Origin of the sequence: Parafrankia soli (genome assembly GCF_001854695.1) — a bacterium.
GTDB classification, from domain to species: Bacteria; Actinomycetota; Actinomycetes; order Frankiales; family Frankiaceae; genus Parafrankia; species Parafrankia soli.
Genome location: NZ_MAXA01000214.1, coordinates 1 through 11,532 on the forward strand (window position 1 = coordinate 1; position 11,532 = coordinate 11,532).

9 protein-coding genes are annotated in these 11,532 nt (G+C 74.9%); 2 read left to right on the forward strand and 7 right to left on the reverse strand.

What is annotated here, in order from left to right:
- The coding region (locus tag BBK14_RS17640) for a TCP-1/cpn60 chaperonin family protein (protein ID WP_275078497.1) at positions 1–408 on the forward strand (408 nt) is incomplete at its 5' end.
- A gap of 741 nt (positions 409–1,149) precedes the next feature.
- A complete protein-coding gene (locus tag BBK14_RS17645) occupies positions 1,150–1,743 on the forward strand; it encodes a Uma2 family endonuclease (RefSeq protein ID WP_012157618.1) in 594 nt (197 codons plus the stop codon).
- A 40-nt stretch (positions 1,744–1,783) separates the two neighbouring features.
- Here the strand turns inward: BBK14_RS17645 and BBK14_RS17650 are convergent, their stop codons facing one another.
- From BBK14_RS17650 to BBK14_RS17680, 7 genes are all read right to left on the reverse strand, one after another.
- Complete coding sequence (locus BBK14_RS17650) at positions 1,784–3,421, reverse strand: DNA repair helicase XPB (protein WP_071063925.1); 1,638 nt, start codon at positions 3,419–3,421, stop codon at positions 1,784–1,786.
- A gap of 150 nt (positions 3,422–3,571) precedes the next feature.
- Positions 3,572–6,196: a helicase C-terminal domain-containing protein gene (locus BBK14_RS17655; RefSeq protein WP_071064013.1), complete on the reverse strand. Its 2,625-nt coding sequence runs from the start codon at positions 6,194–6,196 to the stop codon at positions 3,572–3,574.
- Between the two features lie 143 nt (positions 6,197–6,339).
- Positions 6,340–6,750: a hypothetical protein gene (locus BBK14_RS17660; RefSeq protein ID WP_071063926.1), complete on the reverse strand. Its 411-nt coding sequence runs from the start codon at positions 6,748–6,750 to the stop codon at positions 6,340–6,342.
- A 1,007-nt stretch (positions 6,751–7,757) separates the two neighbouring features.
- Positions 7,758–8,195: a DUF3180 domain-containing protein gene (locus BBK14_RS17665; RefSeq protein WP_071063927.1), complete on the reverse strand. Its 438-nt coding sequence runs from the start codon at positions 8,193–8,195 to the stop codon at positions 7,758–7,760.
- Positions 8,192–9,205 (reverse strand): 2-amino-4-hydroxy-6-hydroxymethyldihydropteridine diphosphokinase, encoded by a 1,014-nt coding sequence (gene folK / locus BBK14_RS17670; protein WP_071063929.1) that lies wholly within the window; start codon positions 9,203–9,205, stop codon positions 8,192–8,194. Before folK ends, BBK14_RS17665 begins: the two co-directional genes overlap by 4 nt.
- Positions 9,202–10,116, reverse strand: a complete 915-nt coding sequence (gene folP, locus BBK14_RS17675) for a dihydropteroate synthase (RefSeq protein ID WP_071064015.1) — start codon at positions 10,114–10,116, stop codon at positions 9,202–9,204. The genes folK and folP overlap by 4 nt, the downstream gene beginning before the upstream one ends.
- Complete coding sequence (locus BBK14_RS17680; RefSeq protein WP_071064017.1) at positions 10,113–11,102, reverse strand: GNAT family N-acetyltransferase; 990 nt, start codon at positions 11,100–11,102, stop codon at positions 10,113–10,115. Before BBK14_RS17680 ends, folP begins: the two co-directional genes overlap by 4 nt.
- Between the last annotated feature and the right edge of the window lie 430 nt (positions 11,103–11,532).

Here is an 11,532-nt window from a genome sequence, read left to right on the forward strand (position 1 = left end):
GAGGAGGGCATCGTCGCCGGCGGTGGCGTCGCGCTCCTGCAGGCCGCGACCAGCGCCTTCGAGAAGCTCGACCTCTCCGGCGACGAGGCCACCGGTGCGAACATCGTCCGTCTCGCCCTGGAGGCGCCGATCAAGCAGATCGCGTTCAACAGCGGTCTCGAGGGCGGCGTCGTGGTCGAGAAGGTGCGCAACCTCCCGACCGGGCACGGCCTGAACGCGGCGACCGGCGAGTACGTCGACATGGTCGCCACCGGGATCATCGACCCGGCGAAGGTCACCCGCTCGGCGCTGCAGAACGCCGCGTCGATCGCCGGCCTCTTCCTCACCACCGAGGCCGTCATCGCGGACAAGCCGGAGAAGGACAAGGCCCCGGCCATGCCGGGCGGCGGCGGCGAGATGGACTTCTGAGTCCTCTCCCCCACGCTCTCTGGCGAGCACAGAAGGGCGGTTCCGGCCATGGCCGGGGCCGCCCTTCGGCGTTTCCGGGCAGCCCGGGGCCTCTTCCGCCGGCAGCCCGGAAGCTCGAGCGGGGACGGTGGTCCGGGGGCGTGGTGGTCCGGGGGGCGTGGTAGTCGGTCACCCAGCCGCCGGGTGGGAGGTGCCACGGCGGCGGGTGACCGCCCGCGGGATGCGCCGATTGGGGACGGAGCCGGCGCGGTCAGTTCCCGCGGTGCGAGGCGTCCCCCACGGAATCTCCCTCCAGCCGCTCCCAGGCGGCCGGAGAAGGGATACCGCAAAGAGTCGCCCCGGTCGGTCCCGGGCCGGATGAGCCAGCCCTGATCGACTGGACGTGAAGTTACCAGGGAGTAATTAGATCAACAAGAGGTCGGCGCTTCACCAGGACATAGATCACGGGTATGAAATCGACCTTTCTGGACTTAGGCCCCGTTATCGGACCGTTTCTCCCACACCGAAGGAGCCAGTGCGGCAAGCACCATCGGGTGCTCGGCGGTCCGAAGCGCCCGGCCCGGACGACCCGGACAATCCGTGGGCGTCCCAACCTCGCCGCGCGGCCGCAAGTCCGTCCACGGAGGATCATCGGGGGAGCACTGGCAGACGACAACCGGACGGCTGCGCCCCGGCGCGCCGACGTGCGTCATCGGCGGGTCGACACCCACACCTTCGACAGCGGACGGAGCAACAGGCACGATGAGCACTGTGGTTCAGGCTCCCACCCCACTGCGATCCCACCGCCCGACCCTTACGCTGCCGGCCCCACCGGTGTCCGTCGCGGATCTCGACGCGACGGCCCTGGAGGACGCGCGTGTCGAGGTGCTCGACGGGCTGTGTGTCACCCGCCCCTGGCCGACTCCGCTGCGGGCCCGGGTCACCGATCGGCTGCGGGCGCTGCTCGCCCAGGCGGCGACCTCGGGCGCACAGGTGTTCACCGGCGTCCAGGTCGAGCTGTCGCCCCGGTGCCTGCTCGTGCCGGACGTGGCCGTGGTCGCGGTCGGCGACCCCGACCGGCGGCGGATCACCGAGACGCCGTTCGGCGTGGTCGAGGTCGCCGACGCCAGCACCCGCCGCTACGACCGCACGCTGAAGCTCGACGTGTACCGGGAGCACGGGGTCCCCGTGTGCTGGCTCGTCGACCCGGATTCGGCGACGATCGAGGCGTTCGAGCTGGTCGGCCGCGACTACGTGCCGGCTGGCATCGTGTGCGGCGACGAGGAGCTCAGCGTCCTGCGGCCGTTCCCGGTGACGGTGACCCCGGCCGAGCTCATCGACCCGCCCGACGACTGACCATCCCGGCCGTCAGGCCACGTCGGTCGGCCGACGTGGGTCAGGCCACGTCGTCGGCGTCGACGATGGTGTAGGCGTAGCCCTGCTCGGCCAGGAAGCGCTGACGGTGCGCGGCGTACTCCTGGTCGAGGGTGTCCCGGGAGACCACGGTGTAGAAGTGCGCGGAGCGGCCGTCCGCCTTGGGCCGCAGCACCCGGCCGAGGCGCTGGGCCTCCTCCTGGYGGGAACCGAAGGTGCCGCTGACCTGGATGGCCACCCCGGCCTCCGGCAGGTCGATGGAGACGTTGGCGACCTTCGACACGACCAGCGTCGTGATCTCGCCGGTCCGGAAGGCCTCGAAGAGCCGCTCGCGTTCCTTGTTGCGAGTGGAGCCCTGGATCACCGGCGCGTCGAGCAGGCGCCCCAGCTCGTCGAGCTGGTCCAGGTAGGCGCCGATGACCAGCACCCGGTCGTCGGCGTGGCGCTCGACGAGCCGGCGCACGACCAGGTTCTTGCTGTGCGCGGTGGAGCAGACCTTGTACCGCTCCTCCGGCTCGGCGACGGCGTAGGTCATCCGCTCGTCGTCGGTGAGGGTGACCCGGACCTCCGTGCACTCCGCCGGCGCGATCCAGCCCTGGGCCTCGATATCGCGCCACGGAGCGTCGTAGCGCTTCGGCCCGATGAGGGAGAACACGTCCCCCTCGCGGCCGTCCTCGCGGATGAGCGTGGCGGTCAGCCCCAGGCGACGGCGGGACTGGATGTCCGCCGTCATCCGGAAGACCGGGGCGGGCAGCAGGTGGACCTCGTCATAGACGATCAGGCCCCAGTCACGCGCGCCGAACAGCTCCAGGTGCAGGTACTCGCCCTTCCGGCGGGCCGTCATCACCTGGTACGTGGCGATGGTGACGGGACGGATCTCCTTACGCTCGCCGGAGTACTCGCCGATCTCGTCCTCGGTCAGCGTGGTCCGCCGCAGCAGCTCGGTGCGCCACTGCCGACCGGCGACGGTGTTGGTGACCAGGATCAGCGTGGTCGCGCCGGCGCGGGCCATCGCCGCGGCGCCGACGACCGTCTTGCCCGCGCCGCTGGGAAGGACCACGACACCGGAGCCGCCCTCCCAGAAGCCGGCCACCGCGCCCTTCTGGTAGTCCCGCAGGGACCACCCCTCCTCGCGCAGCACGATCTCGTGCTTCTCGCCGTCGACGTAGCCGGCGAGATCCTCGGCGGGCCAGCCGACCTTGAGCAGCGCCTGCTTGAGCCGGCCGCGCTCGGACGGGTGCACGATCACGGTGTCGTCGTCGACCCGGGCGCCGAGCATCGGGGCGACCCGCTTGGACCTGGTCACCTCGGTGAGGACGGCCCTGTCCAGCGCGCGCATCACCAGGCCGTGCACGGGGTCGTTCTCCAGCCGGAGGCGCCCGTAACGGTCCATCGTGTCGGCGACGTCGACCAGCAGCGCGTTCGGGACGGCGTACCTCGAGTAGCGGACGAGGGCGTCGACGACCTGCTCGGCGTCGTGCCCGGCCGCGCGGGCGTTCCACAGCGCGAGCGGCGTCACCCGGTAGGTGTGCACGTGCTCGGGCGAGCGCTCCAGCTCCGCGAACGGCGCGATCGACGCCCGTGCCTCCGGGGCGAGCGGGTGATCGACCTCCAGCAGGAGGGTCTTGTCCGACTGGACGATCAGGGGACCATCCGGCAAGCCGCCACCGCCTTCCGCGTGTTCCGCGCCACCGCGCCCGTCGGTACGACCGGCACCCGTCGATACAACCGGCGGCGGCAGGTACCCTCCGCCAGCCCGCCGCGCAGTCACCACGGGCCCGCCACCAGCGTACGGGTACGACCCGACCGGTCAGCGCGGGCCGGGCAGGTCGTCGGCCGCCGGCGGAACCACCCAGTCGCCGACGTCGGGCACCGGCGGGCCGCCGAACGCGTCGTCGATGTCGGCCACCCCGGTCACCCGGTGCAGGGCGAAGCGGCGGGGAGCCTCGCTGCGCTCGTCCCACGCGGTGAGCCAACCGCCCTCCAGCAGCGTCGGGCGCACGACCCGGTCGCTGGGAGTCCCCTGCTGGTTGACATAGCCGAGCAGGACGCGCCGGCGGTCCCGGACCGCGCCCTGCAGCATCACCAGGATCACCGGGGCGGAGCGTGCGAGCCCGAGCTGCGCCCCCGCGGCGTCCTGAGCCGCCCGCGCGGCGCGGGTGCTGTCGTCGCCCCGGCGCACCAGACGGACGACGTCGCGCAGCTGGTTCGACCTGGTCGGGACGGACTCCGCGGCGGGCGGGCGGGCGCGGGCGGGGGTGCGGTACGCCTCCGGGCGGGCCAGCACAATGCGCCCGTCCGGGGCCTCCGCCACCGGGGCGAAACCGGCCGCGCGCAGTCCTTCCAGCAGGTCGGACACCGGCAGGGAGGAGATGACGATCGTCGGGGCCACCCGGCGCATCGCGAGGGCCTGGGTGCGCCGGGACGCGACGACCTCGGTGAGCAGCGCGGTGTCGTCGCAGCGCAGGTAGGAGGCGGCCGGCCCGGACCGCAGCCGTCCGTGCCGGCGGGCCGTGTCGTCGATCAGGTAGGTCAGCGACTGCGGGACGCCGCCACGGGCGAGGTGGCCCAGCAGGTCGTGGAGGTCGTCGGCGGAGCTGCCGGCGTCCATCGCGCGCCGCAGCGAGCTCTCGGTGAAGCGGTACACGGTGGCCGCGCCCGCGGACTCGATGTCGGCCATCCGGGACAGTTCGGCGGCGACCCGCGGCACGAGCGGGCCGGGGGCGACGGCCGTCAGGTCGGTCTGGATGAGCAGTTCCTCGACGGGTTCGGGCAGCAGCGGGGCCATCGCGTCGGCGAGCAGGCGACACAACCCCTCGTCGGCCGCCGGGGACCTCCCGGAGCCACGCCCCGGGTCGTCGGCCTCGGCGGCGGCGAGCCGGCGCGCGACGAGCCGCCCGAGGGTGCTGGGCGCGCCACGCCCGGTGAACCCGACCACCTCGGCCTCGGTGAGCGTCCCGCCGATCATCCCGTCGAGCAGCGGGCCCGTCCGGCGCGGGGAACGCCAGGCCAGGCGGGCGCGCACCGACTCGGGGGTGGGCGCGACGCCCTCCGCCGCGGCGGCGACGGCGCGCAGCACATCGGCGCGCAGGTCCGGGGCGCCGGGACGGCGGGCGTCGAGGGACATCGCGGCGATCTGCCGGCCGCGCTCGTCGCGCCCGCCGACCAGCCAGGCCGCCGACGGCGAGCGCAGCCACCCTTCGGCGAGGACGGCCCACCGCATGGCCACCGTCTCGGTGCACCACCGGTCGTAGACGTTGGTCGGCACGAACTGGACGTCGGTGCCGGGTGTCAGGTCGACCAGCCCGGCCGCGGCCGCCGCCTCGATGACGACGGCCGCCTCGGTCTCGGGGACGTCCATCAGCCGGGCGCTGTTCTTGAGGTCGCGCACGCTGAGCCCGCCGGTGCGCAGCGGGGTGACCGGGGTGCTCCCCCAGGCGGTGAGCAGCGTGGTGACCGCGCGGACCAGCGCGTCGGCGGCCAGCGCGGCGGCCGGGTCGACGGCGCCCGCCCCCACCTCGCGGCCGGTGACCTCAGGCGGCTCGGGATGCAGCGGCCCGGCCTGGTCGGCGCCGCGCAGCACCAGGCCGACCTCCCTGGGCAGCTCGACGGTGCCCGGCTCGATGCCGATGAGCAGCCCGCGGGCCAGCAGCTCCTCGACGGGGCTGCGGGCGGAGGACACACTCAGCAGACGTTCGGCGTCGCTGGTGGCACCCAGCGCCGGGCCGGCAGCGAGCCGTTCGGCCAGCCGCCGCGCCCGCGCCGAGCACCCGTCGAGCAGGGCGGCGACGCGGTGGGGGTCCGCGAAGGCGGCCGACACCATCTCGATCATGCTCTCGCGCCGGACGGGATGGCTGCCGGCACCAAGGTGGAATTCGGAGTCGAGATCGAGATCGGAGTCGTCCGAGTCGCCGAGGCCACCCGAGCTGGCGGACAACCCGTCGGACACCGCGTCGGGCAGCCCCACGGCCGCCGCCAGCCGGACGAGCTGCGCCTGCCGGTAGCCGGCCAGGCACGCCCGCACCGGCCGCCCCAACCCGAGCGGACGCTCACCCAGCAGGTCGAAGGCGACGCCGACCAGGCGCAACGCCTCGTCCGGGCCCCAGACGACGAGTCGCTCCCGCAGGCTCTCGAGGGCGGCACGCAGGTCGAGCCCGCCGCAGAAGGCGGTCAGCTCGGCCACGGAGACCGGGCTCGGCAGCAGCGTCAGCGCCTGGACGACCTCGAGGGTGAAGGTGTCCAGCCGCTCCAGCGCCCGGCTCACGCTGCCGCGGATCTCCAGCCGCGCCGCGAGGATGTCGAAGTCCGGCGGGGGCGGGGTGGCGAGATCGGGCCGGAGTCTGAACAGCCGGACCAGGGTGTCGTCCGGCAGGGCGCGCAGCCAGTGGGCGAGCGTTCCGGGCGGGCCCGGGACCCGGCCTGTCGACGGGGACATCCTGATGACGGTAGCCGCCTCGCCGGACGGGGTGTAAGCGCGGACCTGCCCGGAGGCCGCCTGCCCGGAGCCTGGCGTGCCGACGGTTTCCCACAGCTCAGCGGCACTGTCGGTTGGATCGAGGGGGTCCGTTCGCGGATCGGTCACCGGAGGCGGTCGACCTGGTCCACGACGACCGAGAGGTGGTTGTCGCGGGCCCAGTCCGCCATGCGGGACAGGCTGCCCTGATCGCCGGGCAGCGCCAGCACACGGCCCACCGAGACACCGATGACGATCATCGCGCCGACCAGGGCAATCTTGACCAGCGTCAGCACGGGGTTCCGGCGGCGCCGGGGGGCGGGCACGTCCGCCTCGTCGGGGTCGTGGTCGAACCGACGGGGCAGCTCGTGCAGCTCACCCGGCCGGCGGTAGCCCTCGTCCGGCACCCCGCGGTACCCCGCGCCCGGTACGGAGTACCCGTCGGGGAGATGGTCGGCGACCCGCTCCTGGTAGCCCGTGGTGCTAACGGGCTCCAGCCCGGCCGCCCTCCGCGGCGCCGGCCCGGCCGCTCTCACGGGCCCCGGCCCAGCCGCTCTCACGGGCGCTGGTCCAGCCGCTCTCGCGTGCTCCAGCCCGGACGGCCTCGCGGGGCCCGGCGGCCGGCCCACCGACGGCCGCGTCGTGAGCTCGTCGTCGTCCATCCCGGACGAGAAGGGCGGCGGCGTCCGGTCACGCCGGGGCCCGGGGGGCTGCGGCCTGACGGAGCGCGGGCCGGCGGGGGCCGACCTTACCGGGCCGTCCGTAGCCGGCGCGGTCACCATGTCCGCGGGGTCGAATCCGGACGGATCGCCGCCGGTACGACCGGCTCCCGGAGAGCCGTAAACCGGCGGACCATAACCGACCGGACCGTGGCTTGGCGGGCCATCAGCCGGTGGGCCGTAACCCGGCGGGAAGCCGTCCGGCGAGAAGCGGGAAGAGCTCGGGGCGGCCGGTTGCGGCGGAACGGGCGGGGGTGCCGCGCCCGGGTCTGTTCGCGGGCCGCCGGTGCGCAGGTTCCCGAAGGTCACCAGGCGGGCGCCGGCCTGCCGCGGACGGCCCACCCCGACCGACTGCGTGGGATTACTGACAGCCCCCCCGGAACGGCCCGCCCCAGGCCGCGGATCGTCCTCGAAGGGGACGTGGTCCGTGCCGCCACCTGCACCAGCCCGGCCCGCACCGGGCTCGGCGGGAGAACCCCGGCCTTGAGCGACCACGCCCGCACCTTCCCGTCAGACGCCCCCCGACCTGGTCGATCCGTTCAACCTCGGCCGTGCCACGCCCACCACGCGAACCCGACAACGTAGCCACGACGACGAGACCGACGATGACGGCGACATCCACAACCATGACACTCAGGACAGGTTCTGCCGCACCCTGGGCAAGTCGAGCTACGCACGCCGTTGGTCGAGGTAGATCCGAGCACCCTCATCCCAGAGTAGCCCGGCCAATCACGCAATGGACAAGCGCCCAGGCAACAGCGAGTTACGGCCGGCGAAACCGGCGACGGAACCCGGCAGGGTCACCGCCGAAGTGAGTTGTCCGCTCAGTGGTCGCGGATTCGGCAGACGCGCTCGAGGACGAGCCCACCAGCCAGCAGGACCACCGTCGCGCCCAAGCCCAGGCCGGCGGCCAGCGCGTCCCCGCCCGCCGTGCCGAACTCGTCGGTCCGCGGGGCGGTGTAGGCGAGCAGGGCCGTCCACCCGCCGGCCAGCACCGCGGCGACGACCGACGTCGCCTTGGCGAGCGCCGCGAGGCGGGCGACGGTCAGCGGCAGGATCGGGCGGGTGCCCGGCCGGCCGGCGAGGCGGCGGCGGGTCAGCGACGCGGTCTGCAGCTCGATCAGCCCGACCAGCAGTACCGAGACGGACGCCGTCGCCGGCAGCTGCGGGAGCGACTGGTAGCTCCACCACAACAGCGCGTAGACGAGCGCCCCCACCGCCACCGCGATCGCGAGGAGATCACGGATGTGGGTCGGTCTCACCGACCGAGCCCGTGCGGGGTGCGCCGGAGCGCGGCCGCTCCCGGCACCGCTGAGAGGCGCGCGACCAGCTCCGCCACCCGGCCGTGACCGGGCAGCATCGCGTCCGGTTCGACGTCCAGCCAGGGGACGCAGACGAACAGGCGTTCGTGCGCCCGTGGGTGCGGCAGCAGGATCTCCGGATCGTCGCTGAGGGTGTCGCCGCAGGCGATGATGTCGACGTCCAGCGTGCGGGGGCCCCAGCGGATGGTGCGCTCGCGCGCGGCGGTCCGCTCGGCGGCGCGGGCCGCGGCGAGCAGGTCGTGCGGCGGCGCGGCGCCGACCAGGACGACCGCGTTGAGGTAGTCGTCCTGCTCGGGGCCGCCGACCGGCTCGGTCTCGTACACGGCGGAGACGGCGAGCACGCCCAGCCTGGCGTCCAGGTCGCGGACGGCGCCCCGCAGGTGGGCGAGCCGGTCGCCGATGTTGGAACCGATGGCGACCACCGCGTGCCCCGCATCCGCACCCGCGCCCGCGGCGGACGGCCCGGCGGCCATGGCGACGTCCCGGGAGCGCGTCGCGGCCACCTCCCGGGAAGGGCCCGTGGTCACGGCGGCGTCCCGGGAGCGGGCCACCGTCACGGCGACGTCCGTGAACGCGACGGTGATCGGGGCGGCGGGCTTGTGCACGGTCACCTCGGCGGCGGCCACCCGCGGGTCGGCCGCCAGGCAGGCCCGGACCAGCCGGTGCGCCAGGGTCTCGATCAGCTCGACGGGCTCGCCGGCGACGATGTCGGCGAGGGCCTGCGCCAGCTCGCCGTAGTGCACGGTGAGGGTGAGGTCGTCGGTGGCCGCCGCCGGGCCGGTGTCCAGCCAGAGGGTGGCGTCGACGACGAAGAACTGCCCGAGCTCCCGTTCCGCGGGCAGCACCCCGTGCCGGCCGTGCACGCGCAGGCCGGTCAGGGCGATCCGGTCGAGCCGGGCCGCGTCTGCCGCTGCACCGCCCGCCGGGACACCGCCGGTCGGAGCGGTCATCGGGATGGTCCAGCCGCGGGGGCGCTACCGGACACGGCCGCGCGGGGCCGGCCGGCGCCGGAGGCGCGGGCGGCCTGCTGCCAGGCCCGCACCACGCGGACGGCGTCCACCGCGGGGCGGACCGCGTGCACCCGCACCGCCCAGACCCCGGCGTCCGCCAGCAGAGCGGTCGTGGCCTGGGTGGCGTCGTCGCGCTCGTCCGGCGGGCGGGGCAGCTCGCCCGGGCCGCTCACCGCCGCGCCGAGGAACGACTTGCGCGAGGTGCCGACGAGCAGCGGCCGGCCGAGGGAGGCGACGGCGCCGAGGTTCGCCAGCAGCGCCCAGTTGTGCGCCGGCGTCTTCGCGAACCCGATGCCCGGGTCGATGATCACCTTGTCCTCCGCCACGCCGGCCGCCAGGACGACGTCCAGCCGGGCGGCGAGCTCGCCCACCACGTCGGTCACCACATCGTTGTAGACCGCGTGGGCGGCCATGTCCGTGCTGGACCCGCGGGAGTGCATCAGCACGTAGTGGACGCCGCGGTCGGCGACGATGTGCAGCAGCTCCGCGTTCCGGCCGCAGGAGACGTCGTTGACCAGCAGGGCGCCGGCGTCCACGGCCGCGGAGGCGACCGAGGCGCGGCTCGTGTCCACGCTCACCGGGACGCCGGCCGAGGCGAGCTGGGCCACCACCGGGAGCACCCGGCGCAGCTCCTCGCTGGCCACCACGCGCGGCGCTCCGGGACGGGTCGACTCGCCGCCGACGTCGATGACGTCCGCACCCTGCTCGATCATGAGCTGCGCGGCCCGGACGGCGTCGTGCGGATCCGGGTAGGCGCCGCCGTCGGAGAACGAGTCCGGTGTGACGTTGACGACGCCCATCACCCGGGTCGGGGCGTCCGGGGCGAACAGGTTGTCATGGGGTCCGGTCATCGGCTGGCCGTCCCGCCGCCGGCTCGGCCGGCCGCAGGCCACGCCGATGCCACGTTTTCCGATGCCACGTTCTCCGTCGCCGCGCGGGGCGCCACGGCGCTGCGCTGGAGCCCGGACGGTGCCGGCAGTCGCCGGTAGCTGTACCCGTAGACGGGACGGAACCCGCGTCGGGCGTAGAGCCCGCGCGCCACCACGCTGTGCCGCTCGACCTGGAGGTAGGCGCGCTCGGCCCCCCGCGCCCCGGCCCAGTGCGCGAGCTCGGCGAGCGTGCGGCCGGCGACGCCCACGCCACGGGCGGCCGGGAGGGTGGCCATGCTGTAGATCCCGAGCCAGCTGCCGTCCAGGACCCCGCGCCCGACGCCGACCGGACGGCCGTCGACGAAGACCGTCACGTAGCGCTGGGGCAGCTCCATCGCGCGAACCACCGCGAGCGTGCCGACGCGCTGGCCGGCGAACGTGGCCAGGACGTCCCCCGCCACCGCGAGCCAGCGCTCGTCGGGCAGGTCGGCGGCGGCGGACTCGACGCGGCGGTCGGTGCCCGGCCCGCCCGCCGGCCCGGGGCGGTGCTCCGCGGCGTCCGGTCGGGGCGCGCGCAGGGCGGCCAGGGGAGCGACGCAGACGTCGGTCGGGCCGCCGTCGTCGTAACCCGCGGCGTCCAGCGCGTCGAGCAGGCCGGCGGGCCGGACCACCGGGGTGATCTGGAACGTCGGCGGCAGGCCGGCCGCCGTGTAGAAGGAGTGGACCGCGCGCAGCGCCGCGGCCAGGTCGGGGACGTCGCCGCGGGCCCACACCGAGTTACCCCGGCGGGAGGAGCCCGCAGACTCCCGCAGCACCCACCCGCCGTGGGTCCGCTCGCGCAGCGGCGGCCAGGCGCGGTGTGCGACCTCCTCAAGCTCGCGGGCCAGCTCGACGTCCTCCGGGGGCAGCACGCGCTTCGGCGCGACCAGCGCATCGCCACCCGCGACACTCGCCGGATCAGCGGTCACGGGGCCCCCGGACGCGCAGCCACCCCGGCGCGCCCGCCACGCGACGGGTTCTCGTTTCCGGGTGGCCGGAGACACCGGACGGGCACGCCGGCACACCTCGGGGCCACCTCGCGGACACTTCGACCACGAGGATGAGGCTACCGAGCCGGCTCCCCCGAACGGGACCACCGCCGACGCGGACGGCATCATCGGCCCGTCGGCACGCCCCGACGCCACGATGAGCGGCGACACGGCGACTCCGAGTGGCATCGCGGGGGTCCTGGACGGCACGAACGGCCTGGCAGGCCGCTCGGCCGGTGCCACCGAGCCTGCCCGCCCGCGCGAGGCCACCGGACCACGCGAAGTCGCCGCGCCGACGGCCGCCGGCGCGGCGCGCGGGTCCGTCCGGAGACGACCGATCGCCATGCGTCCCACCCACACTCAGAAAACG